General features: G+C 36.6%; 25 protein-coding genes. 4 read left to right on the plus strand and 21 right to left on the minus strand.

The genetic code is table 11. The features are described 5' to 3' along the window. Positions 1-511: 511 nt before the first annotated feature. The 4 genes from BMSHG_RS00205 to BMSHG_RS25515 all read right to left on the minus strand — a co-directional run bounded on the left by BMSHG_RS00205 (position 512) and on the right by BMSHG_RS25515 (position 2,671). Entirely contained in the window at positions 512-1,180 is a 669-nt protein-coding gene (locus tag BMSHG_RS00205) for a DNA alkylation repair protein (RefSeq protein ID WP_026073260.1), read from the minus strand. 289 nt (positions 1,181-1,469) lie between these two features. Next, entirely contained in the window at positions 1,470-1,754 is a 285-nt protein-coding gene (locus BMSHG_RS00210; protein ID WP_019152416.1) for a hypothetical protein, read from the minus strand. Positions 1,755-1,858: 104 nt separating this feature from the next. Continuing rightward, a complete protein-coding gene (locus BMSHG_RS00215; RefSeq protein WP_019152417.1) occupies positions 1,859-2,113 on the minus strand; it encodes a hypothetical protein in 255 nt (84 codons plus the stop codon). A gap of 261 nt (positions 2,114-2,374) precedes the next feature. After that, positions 2,375-2,671, minus strand: coding sequence for an RDD family protein (locus tag BMSHG_RS25515; protein ID WP_235776305.1), 297 nt, complete (start codon positions 2,669-2,671; stop codon positions 2,375-2,377). 483 nt (positions 2,672-3,154) lie between these two features. On the opposite strand from BMSHG_RS25515, the gene BMSHG_RS25520 reads away from it, so the two are divergent. Then, a complete protein-coding gene (locus BMSHG_RS25520) occupies positions 3,155-3,523 on the plus strand; it encodes a DinB family protein (protein WP_019152418.1) in 369 nt (122 codons plus the stop codon). A 246-nt stretch (positions 3,524-3,769) separates the two neighbouring features. Beyond that, the gene (locus BMSHG_RS00235; protein WP_019152419.1) at positions 3,770-4,036 is read left to right on the plus strand and encodes a hypothetical protein; all 267 of its coding nucleotides are present in this window, start codon (positions 3,770-3,772) and stop codon (positions 4,034-4,036) included. A 468-nt stretch (positions 4,037-4,504) separates the two neighbouring features. Here BMSHG_RS00235 and BMSHG_RS00245 read toward each other — a convergent pair whose 3' ends face one another. The 7 genes from BMSHG_RS00245 to BMSHG_RS00275 form a co-directional block, all read right to left on the minus strand. Then, positions 4,505-5,569: an ABC transporter permease gene (locus BMSHG_RS00245; RefSeq protein WP_019152421.1), complete on the minus strand. Its 1,065-nt coding sequence runs from the start codon at positions 5,567-5,569 to the stop codon at positions 4,505-4,507. Next, positions 5,550-7,076: a sugar ABC transporter ATP-binding protein gene (locus BMSHG_RS00250; RefSeq protein WP_019152422.1), complete on the minus strand. Its 1,527-nt coding sequence runs from the start codon at positions 7,074-7,076 to the stop codon at positions 5,550-5,552. The genes BMSHG_RS00245 and BMSHG_RS00250 overlap by 20 nt, the downstream gene beginning before the upstream one ends. 87 nt (positions 7,077-7,163) lie before the next feature. Then, entirely contained in the window at positions 7,164-8,150 is a 987-nt protein-coding gene (locus tag BMSHG_RS00255) for an ABC transporter substrate-binding protein (protein WP_019152423.1), read from the minus strand. 104 nt (positions 8,151-8,254) lie between these two features. Further along, the gene (locus BMSHG_RS25525) at positions 8,255-9,232 is read right to left on the minus strand and encodes a Gfo/Idh/MocA family protein (protein ID WP_019152424.1); all 978 of its coding nucleotides are present in this window, start codon (positions 9,230-9,232) and stop codon (positions 8,255-8,257) included. A 15-nt stretch (positions 9,233-9,247) separates the two neighbouring features. Further along, positions 9,248-10,054, minus strand: coding sequence for a sugar phosphate isomerase/epimerase family protein (locus BMSHG_RS00265; RefSeq protein WP_019152425.1), 807 nt, complete (start codon positions 10,052-10,054; stop codon positions 9,248-9,250). A 165-nt stretch (positions 10,055-10,219) separates the two neighbouring features. Beyond that, positions 10,220-11,224 carry a Gfo/Idh/MocA family protein gene (locus BMSHG_RS00270; RefSeq protein ID WP_019152426.1) on the minus strand — a complete coding sequence of 335 codons (1,005 nt, stop codon included), beginning with the start codon at positions 11,222-11,224 and terminating at the stop codon, positions 10,220-10,222. Positions 11,225-11,237: 13 nt separating this feature from the next. Next, positions 11,238-12,227, minus strand: coding sequence for a LacI family DNA-binding transcriptional regulator (locus tag BMSHG_RS00275; RefSeq protein WP_019152427.1), 990 nt, complete (start codon positions 12,225-12,227; stop codon positions 11,238-11,240). Between the two features lie 184 nt (positions 12,228-12,411). On the opposite strand from BMSHG_RS00275, the gene BMSHG_RS00280 reads away from it, so the two are divergent. Then, positions 12,412-13,380, plus strand: coding sequence for a sugar phosphate isomerase/epimerase family protein (locus BMSHG_RS00280; protein ID WP_019152428.1), 969 nt, complete (start codon positions 12,412-12,414; stop codon positions 13,378-13,380). A gap of 956 nt (positions 13,381-14,336) precedes the next feature. Here the strand turns inward: BMSHG_RS00280 and BMSHG_RS00290 are convergent. The 8 genes from BMSHG_RS00290 to BMSHG_RS00330 form a co-directional block, all read right to left on the minus strand. Beyond that, positions 14,337-14,999 carry a hypothetical protein gene (locus BMSHG_RS00290; protein ID WP_019152431.1) on the minus strand — a complete coding sequence of 221 codons (663 nt, stop codon included), beginning with the start codon at positions 14,997-14,999 and terminating at the stop codon, positions 14,337-14,339. After that, complete coding sequence (locus BMSHG_RS00295; RefSeq protein WP_019152432.1) at positions 14,983-15,498, minus strand: RNA polymerase sigma factor; 516 nt, start codon at positions 15,496-15,498, stop codon at positions 14,983-14,985. Before BMSHG_RS00295 ends, BMSHG_RS00290 begins: the two co-directional genes overlap by 17 nt. A gap of 306 nt (positions 15,499-15,804) precedes the next feature. Continuing rightward, positions 15,805-15,951: a hypothetical protein gene (locus BMSHG_RS28070; protein WP_019152433.1), complete on the minus strand. Its 147-nt coding sequence runs from the start codon at positions 15,949-15,951 to the stop codon at positions 15,805-15,807. Positions 15,952-16,087: 136 nt separating this feature from the next. Next, on the minus strand, positions 16,088-16,360 hold the full coding sequence (locus BMSHG_RS00310) for a hypothetical protein (RefSeq protein ID WP_019152434.1): 273 nt from the start codon (positions 16,358-16,360) through the stop codon (positions 16,088-16,090). Between the two features lie 212 nt (positions 16,361-16,572). Continuing rightward, positions 16,573-17,733, minus strand: a complete 1,161-nt coding sequence (locus BMSHG_RS00315) for a DUF4317 domain-containing protein (RefSeq protein ID WP_019152435.1) — start codon at positions 17,731-17,733, stop codon at positions 16,573-16,575. Between the two features lie 76 nt (positions 17,734-17,809). Then, positions 17,810-20,155 (minus strand): RNA polymerase recycling motor HelD, encoded by a 2,346-nt coding sequence (helD, locus tag BMSHG_RS00320; protein ID WP_019152436.1) that lies wholly within the window; start codon positions 20,153-20,155, stop codon positions 17,810-17,812. Positions 20,156-20,441: 286 nt separating this feature from the next. Beyond that, the gene (locus BMSHG_RS00325; RefSeq protein WP_019152437.1) at positions 20,442-20,828 is read right to left on the minus strand and encodes a VOC family protein; all 387 of its coding nucleotides are present in this window, start codon (positions 20,826-20,828) and stop codon (positions 20,442-20,444) included. 92 nt (positions 20,829-20,920) lie between these two features. Further along, positions 20,921-21,223, minus strand: coding sequence for a hypothetical protein (locus BMSHG_RS00330; protein ID WP_019152438.1), 303 nt, complete (start codon positions 21,221-21,223; stop codon positions 20,921-20,923). A 140-nt stretch (positions 21,224-21,363) separates the two neighbouring features. On the opposite strand from BMSHG_RS00330, the gene BMSHG_RS00335 reads away from it, so the two are divergent. Beyond that, positions 21,364-21,888 (plus strand): ECF transporter S component, encoded by a 525-nt coding sequence (locus tag BMSHG_RS00335; RefSeq protein ID WP_019152439.1) that lies wholly within the window; start codon positions 21,364-21,366, stop codon positions 21,886-21,888. Between the two features lie 263 nt (positions 21,889-22,151). Here BMSHG_RS00335 and BMSHG_RS00340 read toward each other — a convergent pair whose 3' ends face one another. Together BMSHG_RS00340 and BMSHG_RS00345 are read right to left on the minus strand one after the other, a co-directional pair. Next, complete coding sequence (locus tag BMSHG_RS00340; RefSeq protein WP_019152440.1) at positions 22,152-24,080, minus strand: NAD(P)/FAD-dependent oxidoreductase; 1,929 nt, start codon at positions 24,078-24,080, stop codon at positions 22,152-22,154. Between the two features lie 169 nt (positions 24,081-24,249). Continuing rightward, positions 24,250-24,603 carry a hypothetical protein gene (locus BMSHG_RS00345; RefSeq protein ID WP_026073262.1) on the minus strand — a complete coding sequence of 118 codons (354 nt, stop codon included), beginning with the start codon at positions 24,601-24,603 and terminating at the stop codon, positions 24,250-24,252. Positions 24,604-24,828 lie beyond the last annotated feature (225 nt).

Below are 24,828 nucleotides of genomic sequence, written 5' to 3' on the forward strand. Positions count from 1 at the left end.
TGCTTAAAGGGCTGGCGCTGCTGAATGAGCATTTCACCTTTTGAATTAAAAATACATACGTGTACAACTAAATGAAACTCGTCTGGATGCATTTCATCTCCACGAGTGATTTGTTTCTCCATTTTATTACGATGCTTATCAAATAAGTCCCACTTTTCCATTGCTAAACCCCTTATGTATGTTTAGTCATTCTATTTACCTGTCCGTTTATCTTTACTACAGTCTAATTAGAACCGTAACCATTTCATCAGTTGCTTCGGACCTCTTCCATCACAAAAAAATAGCAATTAAATTATAGAGTTTTTCTTCCTATTTAATACTTACGAATGAAGAACAATTAAGTTTCCTCTTTTGTCTCTCATTCCACCCATGAATAAAAAAAGCCATTCTCTTTCGTAAAGAATAGCTGGATGTAGAAACTTTTTAATGATTCTTGTAGTTTAAAAAATTGTCTCGCATTCAGAAGAGTCTATTGTGACATTGCATACTTTACTGTGGCAATTGTTGAACACTATTGACTGTGTCGTTTTTTAACTTCAATTGTAATGAACTCCGGCAAATAGCTGGGAGTACATCCTTTTGCTACGATTTCATCTTTATAAAGACCCGTTTTCTCACCTAGTTCAATACAACGTGCACGATTCTTCACATCATAAACACCTATCCAGCCTGCCGTGAAATTCATAGCCCATTGAACCTCCGGTTCTTCCTGCGCAATATTCGCTTCGATTGCAGATAGTATGTATGCGGTGTTATCAGGCGGTGTTTGTCCAGTCCATCTCAAGCGCGCTTGATAATACCAAAAAGTTCGCCTTTGAAGAGGAGAAGGGCTGTTTTCCCATGACTCCATCAATCCAATTAACTTCTTGTCTTTGGTGAGCTGATTAGCCATTAACCAATCCATTAAGTTAATTCGTTCATTAAAAGTGTGAGTCTGAATATCCTTATCAAGCTCATTTAGGACATCTGGTGAAAGAAGTTTTTTGTCCATAATTAAGATTGCCAATAGTCTGGGCAAAAACTTTTCGGTTAACCAAAGTTCCATAGCTAGTGCGTGATCTTTTTTAATGTCCTTCGCGATTTTTCGTAAGTCGCCTAGCTTCGTTTTACTATTGATCTGAGATAGAATGCTTTCTGCTTTTAAAGAGCGTTTTATTTCTGTACTTCTATTTTCATTCAATATATACAACTCCTTCAATACAGCACCGATTGATAATATTTCCTTAACGGGATATAACAAGAACTTTTTTTCCTTAATAAGTCCTATTGCAGTGGTGTTCCTCCAAAGTAAATAGTGTAGTATATATCCTATGAAAGCATTCTCCAATAAGGAACCATCTTTAATATACTAATATTTCCATCCTATTAATTGGCGTGGAAAAGAGTAACTCCTTTTTAAAAAACGTACCCGTTTTGTATGAAACTTAGACAATAATTTCATCTTGTTTAAATGATGTGACAATAAGAAATTATTTCTTCCGTAATCGTTCTAATAGTATAGGTGCTATATTTAGTAAGATCGAAACCATTGTCAAAAACCATAATGCCCTTTCCATACCAGGTACTACATCCATTAAAGCTGCCCAATCTTCCGCTTCTACCCACACCGATACAAGACTGTATTCTGCACAAAGCGTTAATGCTGTAAATGATAATCCCATTGCCATATAAAGCTTATAATCCTTTCCTGATACATACATATAAAGATTTATAAGCGTTGCTACTATTGCAAGAACCCCTAATATTACCCACATAACGTAACCTCCAGATGTTTATAAGTAATGTCATGTATTAGTACTAATGTACCTCGTCTTAATTTTTGCATTACTTTTTTAATGGACTCCAATATTGAACAAAATTACATCAGTACAGCGGCAATATAAACATAAAGAAAGTAAGCAACTGGAATAAACGAAATAATTAATCCTATTATCCTAGTTTTTTGTTTGAATTGTAATAATAAACCGATTAACCAAATAAACAACCAAATAAAGATTTTAAAGTCATTGGTAGAACCTTCACCCATCCCGCTAATACCGTATCCAAGAACACTAGAAATCACAACAAATAGGCCAGTAATTACATTTATGACAATTAACATAGTTTTGTTCACTATTCTAAGCCCCTTTTAACAAAATTTCTTCCTCTTAATTGTGAGACTCGAGCGAAAATCTTAACTTACCTCAATTCAATATTAGTGCTCGTCGGCTTCTACTTCAAACATGACATAACCATATTCATCAAATTGAGCATTTGATTTCTAAGTAATATACATCTTTTATAACTATCCTGCTTCGATGGTTCAATAATCCATTATAATCTCCTAATTTGATGTTTTTCATGACTGAATGAACCATGCAGTTTTTTCGTAATGCTATTTATCATAACTAACATAAGTTCCAGCGATAAAATCGTGAATAGCTCTTTTATCCTCTCTTAGAATTACCATCAAAATACTTACTATAATTGATATACCTACTGTTAAATACACTACTAATAACTTCCCGACAACTTCCCTTAAAAGTGTATTTCTTAGTGTTAATTTTTCTTCATCCATTCGTTTAACTTTAATTCTAAACAAACGTTTTCCAATGATGTATCCACCCACAGTAAAGGTATTATAGTTAAATAGCATGTATATATAATTTGCCACTGCCAATTCAATGCCCAATCAAATGAATATTCCCCTCTGATAAAGTAGAACATCAAAGCAATAGGAACACTTACTATTAAAAAATCAATAAAATCAGCTAGCAGCCTTACGCCAAATCCTGCTGTTGTTTTAGACACTATTATTCTTCCTTCCCTCCATAATCTAGTAAGCTATATAGTGCTTTCTTGATGCAACATAATAAAAGAGATTGACGAAAAGACAACCTCTAATGAAACATTTATGATATAGTTATTTTTTCCCTTTCTTTGAAGAGCTTTTACCCCAGAAGGCATTTGCTATTGCACCCAATAAATCTCCTAATGCTTCAAACATTTAGAATGAACCTCCATTAATAAAAGGAATGTATATACATATAATACCATTTCATCCATTTTATTAAAAGTAAAATAAGAAGGTCTTAACGTTACCCATATTTTTTTAAGGTGTTTTTTGTCAATCGTATCGCAAGCAGCAAAGTGATGTAATTAAAAGAAGAATCTAGTGGCAATAAGTGAAGGAAAATGGTCCATAAGAGAAATCGTGGGACATCTTTATTATTGGGACAAATTCATATTAGAAAATATGGTACCTTTCATGACAGATGGATCCAATTTACCGCCATTTCCTGACCATGACCAGTACAATGCCGAAGCGATTTCGTATTTAAAGGATGATTCAGCAACTTCAATAATTGAGCATTTTGTTGAAACTCGAATACAATTAACAGAGAGTCTGTCGAATTTAGATAGTGATATTCGCTTTACGATTGGTGGAGGAAAAGAACAATTCTACGCAGAAAGCTTTACGGAGATGTTCCTCGAGCATGACGAACATCACTTAAATCAAATTAATGAAAAACTACATATCTAGTTGGACTTTAGAAAGATCGGAATACAAAAAAGTTTATATTTATCACTGAAGGGATGCCGATTCGCATCCCTTTTAGCATAGAAAAATAAACTATTTAGTTTTCTGTTGAGGGGAAAGGATTAGGGGATCAAAACTATTTGTTGATTCCTTTAGGGAGAACGATACTACCTCATGAGCTTGAAACTTTTTCAACAAGTGTTCCGTAGAATATAACAAAGTAACTTTACTCATTTGGAGGTTAATGAATTGGATAACCAAACTGATCATGTAAAATCCATGATAAGCGAGCTTCGAAGAACTGTTAGTGAACCCATTTTGAAGAAACTTAATTTAAACAAATGTGAACGAGTTGCTGAGAAGTTAGCTTCCTTTTCATCAAATTGTGAAGATTGTCAGGTACAACTTCTTGAATTAGAGAATCAGCTTAATCTAAAAAGAAGATATAGAAACAATAGACGATACAAAAATAAAGCTCTTCCAACAATCAATATCTCACATCACTTCTCATCTTGAGAAAAAACATAAACTGATCCAAGAGGGACACTATCTTGCCATTTACATGTCCTTAGGAATAAGTTTAGGTGTAGTGTTTGGATTAACGATATTTGATAATATTGCTTTAGGAATACCGATTGGAATGTGTTTAGGGTTAGCAATAGGCACCGGATTGGATTCTGATGCAAAGAAGAAGGGCAAAACGATATAGTTTCTAAATAGACGTGCCTGTCGACTACATGACTAAAAGCGCAAAATAATGGAACTACCCTTTTGTGAATAGTGCTTCCATTATTTTGCGCTTTTTATATTTTGTGCTACCCCGTTAGAGTATGTCCAAACTTCAAACTGTGAGTTTATTTCCTTCCCCTTTTTTTGATAGAGAACCATATAAGAGTGCAACCCCAGAAATGGAAGTTATTAACACTCACGCCTTTCCCTTCCTTCGTAATCCATCTCAAAGATACAGAAAATAGTAAATATCACTTATGCCGAAAGTGCCCCATTCCCCTTATTTCCTTTGCGTTGCAACAAGACTGCACCAATAACGATAAAGCCTTTAAAGGCTTCTCGTAAAAATGGTGGCACACCAAATAGGTTTAATAGATTATTCATAACGGCAATGATGAGCATGCCGTACACGGTTCCAAGGATGAACCCTCTTCCGCCACTCATGCTCGTTCCTCCGACAACAGCAGCAGCAATCGCGTCCATTTCCATTCCTCTTCCTGCGTTGGAGAAATCCATCGAACCAACTCGAGAAACTTGGATAATCGCTGCAATCGAAACAAGTAAGCCCATCAATGCATAGACGCGTAATTTGATTTTATCGACGTTCACACCTGATAGTTTAGCCGCTCGCTCATTGGAACCAACTGCAATAATTTGTCTTCCAAAGGTGGTCCTTTTAGAGACATAGTAGAGAATATACGCAATGATTGCCCAATAGAGAATCGGCATAATCATATAGTTTCCGATTTTAAAGCTTGCAATCTGCAAAAACTCGGAAGGAAGCGTTGTGTTATAGCCTTGCATAAAGTGCTGGGTCACACTTCTAAAAATTAGCATTGCACCTAATGTGACAATAAATGGTGGGACATTCCCTTTTGTAATAGTAACGCCAATTAGTGCCCCAAGAAGATAACCAAATATAAGCACGAGTACAATCGTGATGATAAAGGCGGGAATACCAGTCATTCCAAGCATTGCAAGGACTCCTTTTGTTCCGGTGTCAAGAAGAATCATCGAAAAGGCACCCGTTGCAACCAATGTTGATCCGACCGCTAAATCAATCCCACCAGTCATAATGACGAAGGTCATCCCAAGAGCGATAATGGCAATACTGGCATTATTTCTTAAAATATTAATCCAGTTATTGGTCCACGACTGAAACCAACTACCAAAAGAATCATAGTCAAATCCCAATACAAATGTTTGCAGGATAATCATAATAATAAGTGCGATAGCGGTGCTAAATAGTGGTTCATTCGACCATTGATGTTTAAACCAACGGAAGAAATTCCGTTCATTTTCAACATTCGATGTGCTCATGGCGTTCGCCCTCCTCTTCTTCTATCAATCTCCCACCAGTAGCCAGAGTCATGATTTGATGTTCGGTCATGTTTTGTCCTGATAACTCCCCTTGAATGACACCATGGTACATGACAAGGGCACGATCGCAAACACGAATTATTTCATGGGCTTCACTAGATAGGACAACGACAGCTATATCTTCATCAGCCAGTTGCAAAATGATGTCATAAATATCTTCCTTCGCCCCTACATCCACACCCTGTGTAGGATTATCTAAGATGAGTAGCTTCGGATTTGCTGCTAACCATTTGGCTAACACAACCTTTTGCTGATTTCCCCCTGAAAGACTATTAATACTGTCTGTCAGATCACCCATTTTGATCCGTAGCGCTTGTCGATGGCCCTCAAACACTTCTATATGTTTTTCAGTATGAATGATCCCTCTCTTGGCAAACGTTGGCCAAGTGACAATTGCTGCATTTTCCATGATATTCATATCTTTAATAATCGCATTTTCTTTTCGATTACGAGGAAGATAAGCAATTCCTTCTTCAATCGCTTGAGTCGTGCTTCGAATCGTGACTTGTTCACCATTTAAGAATATCTTTCCTTTAGGGATTCCTTCAGCACCGAAAATGGTTTGAAACAATTCACTTCGGCCATCACCAAGTAAGCCGGTAAATCCAACTACTTCTCCTGCCCGAATGGAGAAATCTACATTATTGAAAAAGGTTTGCGAAGTTAACCCTTCTACCCGCAAAACTTCTTCTCCGATCTTTTTCTCCCGTTTAAGAGGCTCTGTTCGGACATCATATCCGACCATGAATCGTGCTAACTCGGCGGTAGTGGTCTCGGCAACATGCCCGTCTGCAACCAAATTTCCGTCGCGAAGAACCACAAATCGGTCACAAATCTCCATCACTTCATTCAATTTATGCGAGATAAAGATAATTCCTACTTGGTGTTCTTTTAATGTTCGCATCATCGTAAAGACGCGTTCAATTTCTTGATCGGTTAATGAGGTCGTTGGCTCATCCATAATAATGATAGAAGCGTTTGCCATCATAGCTTTGCCAATTTCTACGATTTGCTTATAGGAAGCGTCCAAATCATGAACCATCGTTGTCGGTTTTAAATCGATATTCATCTTCCGAAACATCGCTTCTGTTTCCTGCTTCATTTTTTCAAGATCTAAAGTCCCTTTTTTGGTCTTAAGCTCTCTCCCAAGAAACATATTTTCATAGATCGGTAAGTCATTGATTAAATTTAACTCTTGGTGGATGAATGCAATTCCTTTTTCCTGTGAATCTGCTGGCGTTTGAAAATTTATTGCCTCTTCATCGATGACGATTGAGCCAGCATCTTGTTTGATGACACCACCAAGAATATTCATTAATGTTGATTTACCAGCACCGTTTTCCCCTAACAAAGCACATATTTCTCCACCTTTGATCGAAAAAGAAACATTCTTCAATACTTCGTTATGTCCGAAAGCTTTGCGAATATCATTCATTTCAACCTTCATCTTATCACTTCCATACAATGATTTAAGGGTGTTGTACTATGTATGAAAAGAGAGGCTACAGCCACGCCATATCCTCTCTAACCGAACTTAATAAGGTGAACCCTCGTCAATAAATTGCTCATAATTGTCTCGATCCACGATCGTCGTTGGGATAATCGTTTCTTTCTCGACTGATTCTCCATTTAATATCTTCACAGCAATATCAACAGCATCTTTGACCATTGCTGGACTATAAAGAGCAGATTGAATCCAGATATCTTCATTTTCTGGCATCATTTTGAAATACTCCTGCATACCGCCGCCACCTGTAACGACTTTAATATCGGTACGTCCAGCTTCACTAATCGCTTGCAATACACCTATCGACGTTTCATCATCCATTGAAAACACGGCATCAATTTGACTATTACTTGTTAAAATGTCGGCAAAGTCCTTTAATCCATCTTCTCTTGTAAATTGAGTTGCATAGGTTAACAGATTCATATCAGGGGCTAGTTGTTCCATCGTCTCAACAAACCCTTTTCCTCTTAATTCAGAAACAGAACCAGATGACGGCACCTCTAGAATCACAACATTTCCTTCTGTTCCAATTTTATCAACGATGTAATTCGCTCCTTGGACGCCCATATCTTCATTATCCCCAGCTACTCGGTATACCCCGTCAACGTTAATGGCGATATCAAAGTTCACAACTTCAATTCCTTCATCAATCGCTCTTTGGATTGGTACCTCCATGCCTTCCCATTGTGGAAATGCGACAATCGCTTCTGCTCCCCATGTCATTAAATCATCAAGCTGAGAAGTCATCTCTTCTGCATTGGTACTTGTTTGAATTTGATACTCAATTTCTTCAGATAATTCTTTAGCGCGTGCTTCAGCATGATAGGCAACTGCTGCCACCCAACCATGGGTAACCGCTGGTGCTAAAATCCCAATTTTCAACTTATCTCCACCTGCATCATTGGACCCATCACTTTCTCCTGAATTATCACTAGTTGACTCACTATTACATGCGGCTAAAATAGGTATCACTACGAGAATCAGTAACGTAAATAGTTTTAACGCCTTTTTCATTCGAAATTACCCCCTAATTTAATTGATGAATCTATTGAGTCGATTTCATAACCATTTGCATGTCATGAAATAGAAACCGATTTTAAGCGCTTACATTCACGGTATTACATTTGAATTTGTTCTCCTTTTTCCAATGAGGCTTCAATCGCCTTCATGACCCTCATCGTATAGAGGACATCTTTCAACGGAACAACGGAGTTCACTTCACTATTTTCAATACAATGGATAAAATAACTAAGTTCATTTTGAAAAGCGTTCTCTTGAGGAAATTCGATTGTAGATATGGCATGTTTCGTGTAGTTGGTCATGGAGCTTTGACTGATTTTTTCTATATTTGTCCCAGCAAAAAGGTGGAAGTCAAGTGTTTGATCGAGAGCCTGTGCCCGAAAAGACATGGTAAATGGAAATGTGTCAGGCATTCTTTGTGATGCTTCTACAAAGGCAGTCGCACCATTTTTTAATGTGAGAGTCGTCACGATATGATCCCACGCGCCTTGTGAATTTTTCGTACCTACTGCATATACCTCTTCAACCTCACCTAAAAGATAGGAGATAAAATCAATATCGTGAATATGCAAATCATAAAGGGCACCACCACTTTTTAATGGGTCCTTAAACCATTCACTCCACTGTGGTGTTTGTCCGAGACGAGTTGCATGGATGACATCGATGTTCGAAATTTTTCCTGAGTCTAAATATGTTTTAATTGTTTTATATTCTGGCCAAAATCGTAACACGTGAGCAATAAATAATCTCACATTATATTTCTCAATCTCAACCATGATTCTTTCCGCTGATTCAACCGCCAATGAGAGTGGTTTTTCGCAAATGATATCTTTGCCTGCTTGGGCTGCCTTGATAATGTATTCTTCATGTAAAAAGGTTGGTAAACAAATATCAATCACGTCAATACTTGGATTTTTCAGGATTTCTTCGTATGTTGAAGGAACTATATCATTTGGAAATGACTGTGCTTCGTTTCTAGTACAAATGGTGACAACGTTAGCATTGTCAATTTGCTGATATGCCTCAAAATGGGTTTTAGCAATAAATCCCCAACCAATTAATCCAATATTCTTCATGGTTCCCCTCCCTATTTAACGGAGAATACGAGCAAGATATTGAAAGGACCGCTGAACACTTTTATTCACTTCTTGAAGATCACGAGGTCCTTCAGGTGTAAATTCAATTTCTACACTAATCGGTCCGTTATAATTCATTTTTGTAAAGGTATGGAAAATTCTCGTAAAATCAAGATTTCCATCTCCGATAGCTGGAAAATTCCATTCGCAATTGTTCCCTAATTTATCTTTTAAATGAATAAACTCAACAAACTCTATGGATGCTTCCAAGTCATCATACGGTAGGATATCGCCATAAAAGATAACGTTTGCCGTATCGTAGTTAATCTTCACTCGATTTGATAAAGAATGAACCAGCTTTTTCAAAGCAACCCCGGTCGCATAGTTATTTCCATGCGTTTCGATCACGAGCACTTTATTTAATCGTTCACACTTTTCGATAATAGGTTGCAAATTTTGTATTAATATTCTTTCATCTTCAATAACATCGCTGTCATCATGAGCATCCCCAGTAGCAGTGACAATATATTTGCAATTAAATACACTCGCTAAATCAATACTTTTTAATAAATTGGCAATGCCTTCTTCTCGCATGACGTTGCTATGAGCTCCTATGCCAATACATTTCATTCGATATTCGTGAAGCAGTTCTTTAATGTCATCTAATTCTTGCTCTGACATGTCAGGTAATACATGAGCAGTATGGTCCTTAACAGCCGCCATTTCAATTTGAGTAAACCCAGCTCTACTGGCCCCCTTAACAGCATCTTCTAGAGAAAAACCATGATACGTATTTGAATTAATGGCTAATTGATGGATCATATTAGCCTCCTTTCAAACATGTAATTGATTACAATATATAGTGAAATTAATATTACAATGATGAAAACGGTATCAAAAATGAAATGATAAGAAGTTATGTAATCCGTTACATCTATAGTAAAAGAAAATTCTGACTTCGTCAATTGCATTTATTTTAGCGTTTTTCTACTGTAGCAATTTTTCAATTACCTTTAATGTCGCAATCGCTTGTTGGCCTGTGATAGCTGGCTCTTTGTCATGTATAATCGAATCAACAAAGGCATCGATCACTCCACTACTTGTTTGATTATCATTCGTTTGAATCGGTTCTAATTGATATTTAACAACTTCCCCTTGCTTCGTTTCAATCAATAACGGTACGTTTGGTTCTTGGTAGATCTTGATCGTCCCTTTTTGACAATATATGGTCGTAGAGTTGTCCTCAGAACCGTAATATGTCCATGAAAATGAAGCAGTTCCTAATCTTCCTTTTTTCGTTTTCAACGCACAGACAACATTATCACAAACCTCTATTGGTTTCCCATGTTCATCCACTTTATCTAAGGCACCGTGAAAGGCGTGGACTTCATCAATTTCATCATTCAAAAGAAAATGAATTAAATCAATTTTATGGATCCCTAAATCACCTGCAACACCTGTAAACGAACGTTCTTTTTTAAAAAACCAGGTTGAATTACTTTTGTTCACTCCCCATGATTCAGGACCACCATGACCGAAAGTAGTCTTAAAAGTTAATACCTCACCTAATTCTTTTCTTTCAATTAACTCTTTAGCCTTTTGATGTGCCTTCGTGAAGCGTTGATTATGGGCAACCATTAATTTTTTTCCTGTTTTTTCTTGTGCTTTAAGAATTTCTTCCGCACGTTTCACTGTTGTCGCTAATGGTTTTTCGCATAGCACATGTTTTCCATTTAATAACGCTTGTGATGTATGAATATGATGTACATCATTGGTCGAGCAATCACTAATCGCAACAATTGTCGGGTCATTGTAAAGTTCTTCTACTGATTTGGCTACTTGACCATCAAATTTTTTGGCAAGCTTTTTTGCTCGGTCTTCATTACGGTCATAAAAAACGATTTGCTCTACATAAGGGTTTGCTTTGTATTCTGGAGCATGACGGTGCATGGCAATTGAGCCACACCCAATAATTGCAACCTTTATGCCCAAAATGATCATCTCCTTATCCCATCGTTGACTCACGGATAATCAATTCGTGATCCAACAAAATACTTTCAACTTTCTTTTCCTGGATGCTACTGATTAGCATCGTTGCAGCTGTATGCCCCATTTTATACATTGGTTGTGATACCGTCGTTAAGGTTGGATTCGTCATATTGGAAAAGCTAATATTATCAAAACCCACCACTGCGATATCATCAGGTGCATGTAAGCCTTGAGCATTGACTTCTTTTAACGCACCAATCGCCAACGTATCAGATACCGCAAAAACGGCTGAAGGTCGATTCTCTAATTTCAAGAGCATTCGCATTGCTTGAACTCCATCTTGAAAATCGAGCTGAGTTGTATGATAAATCCACTCTTCACGGAGTGGGAGCTGAAACTCAGCCAATGCTCTTTCATACCCGCTTCTTCTTTGCCTCGCATAGAGAAATTTCTCATCTGAATTAATGAGTGCAATTTTTTCATTTCCTAATTTAATCAAATGTTTGACCGCATGATAGGCCGCCAACTCGTTATCAATACTCACATACGGAATCATATTGCCTTCATCATACTCACTACATAGAATAATAGAATGATTTTCAGCGAGTTCAATCAATTTTTGCATATTAACAGCCGGATCCATGGAAATAACACCATCTGCTAATTTGTTTTTGACCATATTAAAATAAATGTTTTCTCGCTCAGGATTCGAATTGGTTTCACATAGCAGGATATTATAATGGTGAGCAATAGCTGTATTTTGAATCCCATTAATGATTTCTGTGTAAAAGGGATTTGAGATGCTTGGAATCAAGACTAAAAGAAGTCGACTCTCTGAATTCCGTAAATTTCTTCCGAGCATACTTGGCTCATAATTCAGTTCTCTTATTGCATTCTCCACCTTTATTCTAGTACGTGGAGCTACAGTTGAATTGTTATTAAGGACTCTTGAAACCGTCGCAACTGAGACACCAGCTCTTTGTGCTACTTCTTGAATATTCGCCATTCAATTTCCCGCTTTCAACCAAATAGGTTTTGTAATCGATTACAATTTAAATTGTAAAATCAATTCTTTTTTTGTCAACTATCATAATATATTGAATATATTAGTAGTTTTATTTAGTATTTAATGATATTTTTGCTATAATAATATGTAACGGATTACATAATCAATGAAGGAGGTATATTTTATGAGATTAGGAGTATTTACTGTTCTGTACTCAGACAAAACATTGGATGAAATGCTAGATCATGTTACATCTCTTGGAATTGAAGCAGTAGAAATTGGCACAGGCGGCTATCCAGGTAATGCCCATTGTCATATAGATCAATTATTAGCCGATGCAGTGAAGCAGAAGGAATTTATTGATAAGGTGACAAGTCGAGGATTAATTGTAAGCGCTTTAAGTTGTCATTCTAATCCCCTACACCCACAGAAAGCCATTCGGGAGGAAGCGGATATCCTTTTAACGAAAACCATTCAACTAGCAAGCGCCTTAGAAATTCCGGTTGTCAATACATTTTCTGGATGCCCTGGTGATCACGAAGACGCCAAATACCCTAACTGGCCAGTTGCCCCTTGGCCAAATGAATTTCAGGAAATTTTGAAATGGCAATGGGAAGAAAAAATCATTCCTTATTGGAAAGAGAAAGCTCGGTTCGCTGAACAGCATCAAGTGAAAATTGGTCTTGAGTTACATGGCGGCTTCTCTGTTCATACCCCTGCTACTCTTTTAAGATTAAGAAAAGAATGCGGTCCCGCCATTGGCGCAAATCTTGATCCTAGTCATATGTGGTGGCAAGGAATTGACCCTGTTGAGGCAATCAAACTATTAGGATGTGAAAATGCGATCCATCATTTCCATGCAAAAGATACGATTATGGACCAACCAAATCTAAATCGAAACGGTATCACCGACATGACTTCTTATGCGGACATGAAAAATCGTTCTTGGTATTTTCGCACTGTCGGCTACGGACATGACGCAAAAGTGTGGGCCGATATGTTGAGTACGCTACGTCTTTATGATTACGATTATGTCGTAAGCATTGAACATGAGGATGGCTTAATGTCGATTGATGAGGGGTTAACGAAAGCGATTAGCACATTGAAGCCAATTATATTTAAAGAATCACTCGGAGAAATGTGGTGGACTTAAAATAAATGATGTTTATTTGTATATAGTTCAGATAATGTGAAATAACAACCTTATTCTTCGTACACAAAATAAAGTAGTAATAGCAATAAGATTAGGAACAAATCTCCTACAACATGTAGGAAGCTACCGTTTTGTCTAATTCGCTCCAAACATCTCTCACTCTTAAGCGGAGTTTTTCCTGTTATCTCCTCTATCGAGTTCCTTTTAGGGGAAATAACGGAAGAATTTCCGCTTATGGAGAGCAAAAGCGTTTATTTTGACTTTTTTTGAGGGAATAGCAGGAATATTTCCTGTTATATCGGCTCTTTTTCATGATGGTTGCTCATTAAGCGGAATTTTTCCTGCTATTTTTTTGCAAACATCATTCAACTCGTTTTCTTTGTTTTGCGCTGTATCGAGTTTTATGCATAAGTTAAGAACCGCTAGTGAAATCTAATGGCATGAACAGTTAAGAAGGATGGGAATGGCATGCTTAACAAAATTATACTTTGGACAATTTTTATTGCACCTTGGTTTTCATTGTTCTTTCTTAAGAAAGAACATATCAAATATTATATGCCAGCTGGTATATTCGCCACTTTGTTAATGCTTATCTATAATGTATTTGCCTTTAATCACAAGCATTGGGAGCTTCAGGTAACTATTTTGCCTGCCTAAAAGCCATTATTTGCTTCTGGTGTATTAGGTGCTTTTCCTGTCTTAACAATTTGGATTTTCCACTTTACATACGGGAGATTATTGGTCTATTTTTTCACAAATGTGATTCTCGATTTCATGTTTGCTATTTTTCCAGGTAATTATCCTTTTGAAGATGTATTAGGCATATACGAATTAATTAATATCACTAGCTGGGAAAGATGGATCATTTTTGTGATTTTCTCTATCATCATTTATGGCTATTTTAAGTGGCAAGAGTCTATTTTTGATGAGAAAAAGTTATACTAAAAAGACCCTTATTACTGGTCATTAATTTTGATTTGTTCCGCCACTTGAATAACCTGTTCCTTGCTGACATTATCTCCACTAATATAGTAAATATAATTTTTCGTATAAATAATCACTTGAGGAGCATATGGATTTAACTCTGCGTAGTGGTCTTTGATCCACATCTTTTCCTTACCTATTGTATTTTTTTCTATGATATTTATTTCACCAGTTTCATTCTTAGTTGAATGGAGATGGATACCTCCTTCTTCTTCAAAGGGATAAAATAAATATACATAAGGCTGACTTCCTTTCGTAATTGAATAACTTCCTATGCCTTTAATGCCGTTCACCCTGCCGCTCAAATTAATCGAAATCGTACCTTCAGGAGTTAGATTGACGTTTGGAACTCCGTTTATACTTTGAACTACATCCTCCTTTTTGATTACAGGTGAAGTCGATTGGCTAGCTGTTGTGCCAATGAAAGAAGTTTCTTTAGGATATTGTGCAAAGTGTGTGCCAATAATCATAATGAGTGAAAGTGTAACAATACTTGAAATGTAAATCATCGGCTTATTCATTCTTTGCTTATTCGTTTGAGCGAAAATTCGCACTTTTACCTCTCTTCGGCGTTTTTCTGGCCAAACTATTTGTGAATCAAGAGCTTTCAGTGATTCATCATACCAATTTTTCATTTAGAAAACCCTCCTTTTCAAATTGCTTTTCCAACGCTGGCATAGCTCTATGTAAAGTTGCTTTCACTTTACTTTCTGTCCAATTTAAAATAGCAGCCGTTTCAACTGTAGAAAACCCTTTGATTTTTCTTAAAATAATGACTTCGCGGTACGAGTCCTTTAAGCCATTTAAAGCTAGATAAAGTTCCTTCGAATTCTCCTTCATCACCATCAATTCATCAGGCTGCTTTCCACTATCTTTTTTCAAATGAAATATTTCTTTCATCATCGTTAACGGCTTTCTTTTTCTTAAATAATCAATCGTAACATTGTGAGCAATTCGAAATAGCCACGTTTTCGGACTCGACTCTCCTTTATACGCTTGCATATTTTTGTATGCTTTCACAAATGTCTCTTGAGTCAAATCCTCAGCTTGCTGATAATCATGTACCATCAAAAGGATATACTTGAAAATTGGATAACTATATTCGTCGTACCATTCCTCTATTTCATTTTCCAAAAGACTTCCCTCCTTTTCATGAATCAATATTTAGACGAATTAAGAGAAAAAAGGATGTGAAATTTTCATAAAAATCATAAAAAGAATAGACTATCTCAAATGGATAGTCCACCCTTCTTAGCTTTTTAGGAGATAGTTTATTCGTAAATCCTTCACAAATTCAGGATGAATTTCTACTTCTTGTCTCACCTTTTTAACCATCTCTATTGCTTCCTCAATGGATTTGACGATATTTAGATCTAATACACAGTCGCTGCTACGCTACCTTTTCAATGAATGATAATCTTTTCACCTTTCCGATAATTTTTAGCTAAAATGCTTTTTTTGAAGGAATTCAACTTGATTCGGTTCGGTCAAAGGAATTTGTATTCTTTTTGCATCCTCATTATGAGAAAATTGTGGTGCTTCTGCACGTAAATCTAGCACTACATCCACATCTTCATCTTTTATCACTTTATCAATCACTTGTATACGACAAATAAGTAGATCATTTAATCGTGTTTGAAAACTGCTGCTCTTAACAGTTCAATTTCTGTCATATCCCCTACTTCTATTTTACATTTTTTGAAAATTATATCCATTAAATCCATTACCTGAAAAGACAATTAATCCCTTTAAGTATTCTCATATGATTTAGCAACACTCTCGCATGTCGCCCTTCTCTTGTATAGCGATTTTGTAAGCGTTCTAGTCGCTCAATAAAGTCATGATCACAACGACATCGTTCTCTTGTCCATTGATAACATAAATCATGCTGTCTACAAGCAGCATCGACTTCGTTTATTGGAGCTCCTGGACCACTGCAGCCAGGACCACACCAGTTATAACCGGGAAACATACAAAAACGTGGAGATCTTCTCATCACTCTCACCTCCTACTCAACTTTCTATAAAATATGTTTTTTAAAGAGTAGAGGTATAGTCCTTCATCTGAAAACTTGTTCAGAAAAACGTAAAACTAATTTTAATCTTTCGTTTTAAATATAAAAAGTGCCTGTTCTTCGTCAATAATGACAAACAACAGGCACTAGAATTTTCTCTTATATTGGGACAAGGTACCTGTCCCTACGTCCCACTACAGGGTGATCGTTTCTAATTTAAAGCCTTCTAACAATATGTCTTCTTCAATTTCAAGAAGTAGGCATTTCTTTCCTTCGAACATGATGTATTTGACTTTTTTCATTTCTTTTGGGTTAATCGTTAAATTCGCAACGTTCGTGCTAATTTTGATTTTTTTTGGTACGAGATTTGTTGCTTTGAATTCATGTGTTTCATCTTCGATCACATCTTTAAAGGCAAATTCTACTTTCTCCGTATCGACATTTTCAACGCCGCTAACAGTCAGGATGCGTTCAATATCTTTATAATCGATCTTCGGTTCTTCGCTTTCTTCATTTTCCTCGTTTTCTTGCACAACTCGATCAATTTCTTCATATACATTCGAGATTGTTTCCGTATCGAGCTCATCTCCGATAACTTTTTGCAAAATGATTTCGAAGCTTGCCTTATCTTCCTCAGCTGTAATGATATCTTCGCAATTAAGAACCTCTTCGATGAATCGATAGTCCGGCTCATTTGCCTTGCCTGCACTATATAGAATATGATTTACATCAGCCATATTATCATGAAAGGCTGGAAACATAAAACCAGCTAAAGGCGCAGTCAAATTGATAATAGGATCTAAGTTTGTATTTGGCTTAAATTCTCTTTCAATATAATCAAAGGTTAATGATTTTTTCGGCTGATCCGCTTTGTTAAAGCTACAGAAAACAAAAGAGCTGGAGTATACTTCATCATCCCCGCCTGTTTCTGATTCAGGATCTCGCTTTCTTGTCGGCTTTTGATACTCACCGCGGATAAAGGTAACGACTGTATCGAATTCATATACTTTAACGGAAAACATTTTTTCAACAATTTGGAGCATATGTTGCTGCCAATCATCTGATAGGTCTGTTTGAAGAGATTCAAACAATATTTCTTGTGTACTCCCTACCACATCACGTTGAAATTTTAATTCAAATAATTTCGTATCCAGCTGACCCGTTAACACCTTTTTAAAATTCGCCAAAAATAATTCCTGTGCTTCTTTTTCAAGCATATCAAACGGTTGACAAATATGCGTATAGATTTCACCTGATTCTTTTTTTACATAAACATTGAAAATCTCACGTATTTGCATATGTTTGTTATTTAATTTAAATTGTTTTCGGATATTTGCAATGGTCTCTTTATTCAAATTGTCTCAACTCCCATATCCGATTATACTTTGTTGAAATAATAATTGTAATACTTGATTTTCATGAAAGAAAAGATTACATCATTTTCTTTTGAATGAAACCTTGCTCCAAAACAGCTTTTACAAATGATGTTGGTTCTCCCACACTATAAAGTATCAATTCGTGCATTGCCCTCGTGCAGACTGTATAAAAAGTTCGACGCAAGCTTTCATCATCGTAAACATTATGTGAGGCATTATAGATAATGACAGCATCAAACTCGATCCCCTTTGATAAATACGATGGCACAACGACGACACCTTGCTCGTAATCTAGTGATGTACTCTTTAGAAGTTTGAGCTCATTTATTTCAGAAAGAGCCTCATAAGCATAATTGCTTTCTTTTGCTGATTTGCAAATGATCGCGATGCTATGATAATTATGCTCTTTTAATTCAGTGACTTTGGAAACAATCGAACTGTGCAGTTCTTCATCGTTGTTGACTTGAATGAGCATAGGTTTCTCACCATCTCGTTCAAATGGAATAATTTTGTCTCCATTCGGAACAAGCCTACGTGTAAATTCGATAATCGGTTTTGTTGATCGATAACTTCGTGCAATATTGACCACCTCCGTTTCACTTGGTCCATACAAATGGGAGAGAGTGTTGAAATCAACCATTTCGCTTGCATGAGCAAATATTGCCTGATTAAAATCCCCAAGAACCGTCATCTTTGCTGCAGGAAATAGACGTTTCAAAAACTCAAATTGAAACGGAGAATAATCCTGTGCTTCATCAACAACAATATGTCTAATTGAGCTATTGATATGAAAGCCTTCTATCAGCTCCTTCAATAATAGAAAAGGAGTAGCATCCTCGTAATATAGCTTCCCATCCTCCAACATATCTATTGTTGATCGACAAATTGTTGGCCACTCAGGCGGAACCTCTGCGTTTAACCCCTTCATCATTTGCTCATCCTCTACAAAAAGTTGCTTGTAGATTTCCGTTATATGAATAAAACGATAATCACGAATTTGTTTTCTTATTGGTTTTAATTTTTGCTGAACAATCAATCGAGCTAGTGCTTTCGGCTCCATCTCATAATCTGCTGTCTCTTCCCTTTTAAAGCCTCGTTTTTCTGCAAGTTGAAGATGTGCCTGGTGATATTCATCATCACTTAGGAGCTCGATTTCTTCTTGTACCCATGGTTTCTTCCATTCATCCTTATGAAGTTCTTTTAGTTGCTTGATAAGCCAATCCTTCAAATTATCAAGTCGATTATGGAAACGAATCGAAGGATCACCACTGTAAAAGTGGTTTTCAATCTGCTCAGCTGTGATAATCGTTTTTTCTCTAAATACAATATCTTTGAATTTCATACCTGAGTTTTCTAGTGACTGTCTGTATAATTGAAGTGCTTCAAAAAAACGAGTGGACGCTTTAAATTGGATACTCGCTAATCTTGTAAAGTATTCAGGCGTCTTCTCTCTTGTCAAAACATATTCTAATTGCTCAAATGGAGTTTCCACTCGAAAATCTTTACTTAGTCGATGGTCTAAATATTCTTGAAAGGTGACCTGCTGCATATTCTCTTCACCGAGTTCAGGTAGGACATTAGATACGTAACTATTAAACATCGTATTCGGAGAGAAGAGAATGATTTGATCAGCATTCAAGCGATCACGATATTTGTATAGCAAATAAGCTATTCGTTGCATTGCGGCCGAAGTTTTGCCACTTCCTGCTGCCCCATGGACAATGAGCAGCCTCCCAAGATCATGACGAATGATTTTGTTTTGTTCCTGCTGAATTGTCGCAACAATATTATGCATTTTCTTATCTGTCCCTTTGCCGAGAACCTGCTGTAAGATTTCATCTCCAATTGTCAGACTCGTATCAAACATCGACTGGAGTTCGCCATCACGTATTAAATATTGCCACTTTTTCTCCAAAATTCCATGGATCGTACCTCCAGGCGTTTCATATTTTACAGGACCTGGTTGGTAATCGTAGTAAACACTTGAGACAGGGGCACGCCAATCGTATATTAGAAAGTCATCACTGCTCGGATCCCTGAGCGTGGATATCCCGATATAAATTTGTTCAGCTTTTGTCGTACCTTCTTCTAATAAATCAATTCGTCCAAAATAAGGAACCTCATGCATTCGTTGTAACGTAGACAAGCGCTTTGCTGCATGTCTATGGCTACTTTGGCTAACGGACAAGGCCTGAACCTCTTGTCTCAAACCAATAATGGTTTCAAGATAATCGTCAAAGGAATCTAAGTTCACCTTTACTTCATCCCAAAAGTGCTTGCGGATATCGACTACTTCGTTTTTACGTTTAGACTTTTCTTCTTCCAATCGATTGAGCTCATCTGTTATGATTCCCATTACAAGGTCTACTCGCTTTTGCTCTTGCTGAAAATTTGACTCCATGGCAAACACTCCTAAAAAAAGTTTTATATAAAGGTTGACGAATAAATTAATTACATTGTATAATTAAAATAGGGATATTAGATTTAAATTAATAAATACAATGTATATCTATATAAATTTAACATAAACATTCAATGTTTTCAATAATAAAAGGAGTCGTATTAGACGTTTTTTAGCGTAAATACGACTCCTTTTTTATTTTTTTATCTTAATTGAGTCCAATAATAACCACTCTCAGACTTAGTACATTCCAATTTACTCCTATTCAAAGAACAAGCTCTTATTCTCAACATGTTATTTCGATTGTATTATTCATTGGGTCCAATATCGGAAAGCTCCAATAACCGTTCCATTTAGGTTCATGATAGTATTTGGGAATCTCATTTTGAATGGCAGATTGTACAATTTGGATGAAATCTTCATTATCACACTCTAATGACCAACTTATTCTTGGTTCGGTACCACCTTGCCAACCTGGTTGAATCGAGAAACCGGAAGCAAATGGAGTGTAATATTCATGGAAATCGATACTTAATTGATGATCACCGATTTTAAAAGCGAGAGATTTATCGCTTTCCCAAATAAGATCTAGATGAAGAATTTCCGTATAAAACTGTTTCATTTTCGCTAAATCATTACAAAATATGTACGTAAAGCCCCATCGTTTTGTCATTTCATCACCCTTTTCAACCAAATTAACAAGAGTATTCTTGTTAGTTTGATCGTATCATAAATTTCTCAATTTTCAATTTTTATATCGGGATATTAACTAAATAACATTTTACCTGTGACTTCAAACCATATATTATCTGTAGATACGATCAATATGAATGCCAAAATGAAGGCGATAATTGAAAAGAACATTTTGTTTCTAAGGCTCGTGTTAATACGGCTATATAGCTTACCATTAAAACCAACAAGCAATATATATAATGGTACTGTGACAAACATTGCGATTAAATCAACATAAGAAAACGGCTTACCGATGTAAGGATCGGAATAAACAGCAACTAGGATAAGGGCGATAAATATGATGGATTGATAGAATACAAATTTCTTCCAAGTCATGAAATAAGGTCTCCGTTCTAATAAAAAATTGGATGTTTAGTAATTATACGATAACATATTCTTACAAAATATGATTTAATATTTATTTACGTCAATTTTCATAGTATGATAATAATTAAAAACTAGAAAGAGGTTAACAGATGAATTCAACTTTGGCACCAAAACAATCAGTGAAAACAAAAACCCTCGTTATCAATGCTCTTTTTATTGCATTGGTGTTTGTATCGACGATGTTTATTAATATCCGACTCCCTATTATGGGAAATGGCGGACTCATCCACTTAGGAAACGTCCCCCTATTTATAGCTGCTTTTCTTTATGGTAGAAAATCTGGAGCGATTGCTGGGGCTGTTGGAATGGGGTTATTTGACCTTATTTCTGGTTGGACTGCCTGGGCCCCATTTACTTTCGTTATTGTCGGTGCGATGGGTTATTTTGCTGGCTTAATCGCTGAAAAGCTTCCAGGTAAAAAGCTATACGTTTATTCAATGGCTGTTGCCGTTGCTTTAATTATTAAAGTGGTAGGTTATTATTTTGCGGAAGTACTCCTTTATAGTAACTGGATGTTACCATTTGGTTCAGTACCAGGAAACATTATGCAAGTCGTCATTGCTGGTATTATCGTTGTTCCACTAGCAGCACGATTAAAGAAACATTTAAAATAATGGGAAATTGATAGATGTGCAGGAGAAAAATTACTGCCTCTTTCTTTTATTGTACAAGAAAAATGTTCCCTTCTATTACACACATATCTATATTTGCAAATTTTTTTCACCTCCTCTCGGTATCGGTAGAGCGATTTAAATAACATGCATTAATCATTGTTATAAATGGAAATAAGACCAAATCATTTTGATTTGGTCTACTGATGAATATTCTGTCACATATGTTGCTCCACTTATAAACGATTAATTCATTCTATTGATTTCTAGATTTTAACCGCTAATTTAGCCCCTTCATACACAGCTTCTGTAATGGTTCTTGCTTGAAGAGCATCGCCTATAACCGTAATATTTTTTCTTAGGGAAAGTAATTGCTCTTCAAGTGGATTATTAGATGTTGCTCCAAGAGCCAGAATAATATGATCAAAGCCTTCTAATTTTTCCTCTTGTTCGTTTCTTTCAAAAAGAACTGCCCCTTTGGATAATGCTTTCACTTTTGAATTAGTCAAAATTTCAACACCATACTGATTCAATCGCTCTAATAGCATGCTCTTCACATCAAAATGCTCATCCATTGCAACATCTTCTTTCATTTCCATGACCGTTACTTCGTGTCCATGTTCTCCTAAAAGATCAGCGGTTTCTACACCGACAAGTCCGCCACCAATAATTAATACCTTATGCCCAACTCTTTCTTTCCCTTCAATGACATCGACTGCATCTAGAACTCCGGATTCTTCAATTCCGTCAAAAGCAGGACGAATGGGAACTCCACCTGTTGCCAGTACTATTTCATCGAATTCCACCAGCATTTCTGGGGTTGCTTCTTGTCCGAATTGGAACGTAACACCATATTTTTCTCCTAAAGTCACGTAAGCCTGAATGGCTTTAATCAATTCTTGTTTATGAGGTGGCATCGCACCAATAGCAACCTGACCACCTGGGCGGTCCTTTTTTTCAATTAATGTAACATGATGGCCTCTTTTTGCTGCAATCCACGCCGTTTCCAGTCCAGCAGGTCCAGCACCGAAAATCGCAATTTTCTTTGGCTCCTCAACAGGCTCAATTTTTAACAGCCCTTCTTTTCCAGTAAAAGGGTTATAGGTACAAGAAACACCTGTATCCCATTCATCTCTCCCTCTTGCCCCAGCACAACGTTGCAGACAGGCTACACAAGGGATAATTTCATTCACTCGGTTCTCGGTTACTTTATTTGGAAACTCCGGATCTGCAAGAGACGTTCTTCCTAGTGCAAGTAAATCGGCAGAACCTGAAGCAATAATATCTTCAGCCAAATATGGATCATTAATTCGTCCTGCAACGATAACAGGAACAGTGAGCGCTTTTTTTATATATGCTGCATTTCCAGCATTAAAGCCAGGCATCACTGCTTGAGGTGCTAATGTATATTGAGCGACACCATAACCACCTATTGATATGCTAATCACATCTGCACCAGCATCTTCAAGCGTTTTTGCTACCATTCTCGTTTCCTCTAGTTTTCTTCCACCAGCTACCGGTTCGATCGCACTGACTCTGATACTAACTGGAAAATCGAGTCCACATCTACCCTTAATACCTTGGATGATTTTTTCCGCAAACTTCATCCTGTTTTTAAAAGAGCCACCGAACTCGTCAATTCGTTTATTGGAATAGGATGACATAAATTGTGCTATCATGTATTGATGTGCCCCATGTAATTCCACACCATCATAGCCAGATTCTTTTGCTCTTACTGCTGCCTCAATATATTTTTCAATCACTTGATAAACTTCTTCAGTGGAAAGTTCACGAGGAACCTCTTTATAAGTAGGACTTGGAATTGGCGATGCACCTACAGGTTGCTTTCCTGTGAAATTTTGAGATGTTTCCCTACCTGCATGGTGCAGTTGGCAAAAAATTAACCCCCCATGTTCATGAATCGTTGACGTCAATTTTAAATGTCCTGGAATAAACGTATCATCCCAAATCAATAATTGACCAGGCATCGCTAAGCCTTCTGGATCGACACAGGTAAACTCAGTAAAAATTAAACTATATCCACCTTTTACCCTCGCAAGATAATAATCAATTGTACGTTCTGACACTTGACCATTTGCTTCTCCTAGATGTGTTCCCATAGCTGGTACGATGAAGCGGTTTTTGAGCTCTAAGCTTCCAATTTTTATCGGTGATAACACATGTTCAAAACTCATGACAAAACCTCCTGATTCATTTTGGATAAAGGATGAACCTCAATCTAATCAAATTATACCTTCAACTTTTGTGAATCAGTGAGCATTTATATGAACTATTTGTGAAAGAGATCACATAAATATTAAAGCAAAAACCCTAGTCAAAGTAACTAGAGTTTTTGCTTTAATATTATTCTCCAGGCACCCAAACTAATTTAACGTTGTACTTCGTATTCCCTTTCTTGAAAACACGATTGAATTTCCCGTCCAAAATTAATTGTTGCAATGAACTCTTTGTTTCATCTGCCCACGCATTGATTTTTCCACTGCCATCATAAGGTGAAATAGATGACTGTTTCTCACTAATTTTCATTAAATCATCTCCATCAAAATGGTGACGATGCTGGTAGTTATACGTGTCTGATTTATCTTTAAGCTTTAGTGGAGCACGATCAATTAATCTATTTTTGCGGTAAAAAGAAATGATATTCGCTTTGCCTGATTTAATTTTATCAATTTCAATGATAATTTCCTTCTCATTCATATGCACAGTCTCCATTTCCAAACCATATTTTTGAATCTTATTAATAATCAGTATCCCCAAAACGAATCAGCGGAAACATTCCTCCATCTAAATCTGTCTTATCATGGTGATATTACCTTAACAATGGAGCTATTTCTTATAATAAAAAAGCTTGCAGACCTGTTTTCATTAAACTAGCCTGCAAGCTTAGAGCAAAAATCCTGTTATTCTAATGATACACTTATT

It is taken from the genome of Robertmurraya massiliosenegalensis JC6, from assembly GCF_000311725.1.
Lineage (GTDB): Bacteria > Bacillota > Bacilli > Bacillales > Cytobacillaceae > Robertmurraya > Robertmurraya massiliosenegalensis.

What these genes read in the sequence shown, in the direction of transcription:
- BMSHG_RS00210 (WP_019152416.1), bottom strand. Translation starts at nt 1,754, where the DNA reads ATGTGGGTAATATTAGGGGTTCTTGCAATAGTAGCAACGCTTATAAAT.
- BMSHG_RS00245 (WP_019152421.1), bottom strand. Translation starts at nt 5,569, where the DNA reads ATGAGCACATCGAATGTTGAAAATGAACGGAATTTCTTCCGTTGGTTT.
- BMSHG_RS00250 (WP_019152422.1), bottom strand. Translation starts at nt 7,076, where the DNA reads ATGAAGGTTGAAATGAATGATATTCGCAAAGCTTTCGGACATAACGAA.
- BMSHG_RS00255 (WP_019152423.1), bottom strand. Translation starts at nt 8,150, where the DNA reads ATGAAAAAGGCGTTAAAACTATTTACGTTACTGATTCTCGTAGTGATA.
- BMSHG_RS25525 (WP_019152424.1), bottom strand. Translation starts at nt 9,232, where the DNA reads ATGAAGAATATTGGATTAATTGGTTGGGGATTTATTGCTAAAACCCAT.
- BMSHG_RS00265 (WP_019152425.1), bottom strand. Translation starts at nt 10,054, where the DNA reads ATGATCCATCAATTAGCCATTAATTCAAATACGTATCATGGTTTTTCT.
- BMSHG_RS00275 (WP_019152427.1), bottom strand. Translation starts at nt 12,227, where the DNA reads ATGGCGAATATTCAAGAAGTAGCACAAAGAGCTGGTGTCTCAGTTGCG.
- BMSHG_RS00280 (WP_019152428.1), top strand. Translation starts at nt 12,412, where the DNA reads ATGAGATTAGGAGTATTTACTGTTCTGTACTCAGACAAAACATTGGAT.
- BMSHG_RS00290 (WP_019152431.1), bottom strand. Translation starts at nt 14,999, where the DNA reads ATGAAAAATTGGTATGATGAATCACTGAAAGCTCTTGATTCACAAATA.
- BMSHG_RS00310 (WP_019152434.1), bottom strand. Translation starts at nt 16,360, where the DNA reads ATGAGAAGATCTCCACGTTTTTGTATGTTTCCCGGTTATAACTGGTGT.
- helD (WP_019152436.1), bottom strand. Translation starts at nt 20,155, where the DNA reads ATGGAGTCAAATTTTCAGCAAGAGCAAAAGCGAGTAGACCTTGTAATG.
- BMSHG_RS00325 (WP_019152437.1), bottom strand. Translation starts at nt 20,828, where the DNA reads ATGACAAAACGATGGGGCTTTACGTACATATTTTGTAATGATTTAGCG.
- BMSHG_RS00330 (WP_019152438.1), bottom strand. Translation starts at nt 21,223, where the DNA reads ATGACTTGGAAGAAATTTGTATTCTATCAATCCATCATATTTATCGCC.
- BMSHG_RS00335 (WP_019152439.1), top strand. Translation starts at nt 21,364, where the DNA reads ATGAATTCAACTTTGGCACCAAAACAATCAGTGAAAACAAAAACCCTC.
- BMSHG_RS00340 (WP_019152440.1), bottom strand. Translation starts at nt 24,080, where the DNA reads ATGAGTTTTGAACATGTGTTATCACCGATAAAAATTGGAAGCTTAGAG.
- BMSHG_RS00345 (WP_026073262.1), bottom strand. Translation starts at nt 24,603, where the DNA reads ATGAATGAGAAGGAAATTATCATTGAAATTGATAAAATTAAATCAGGC.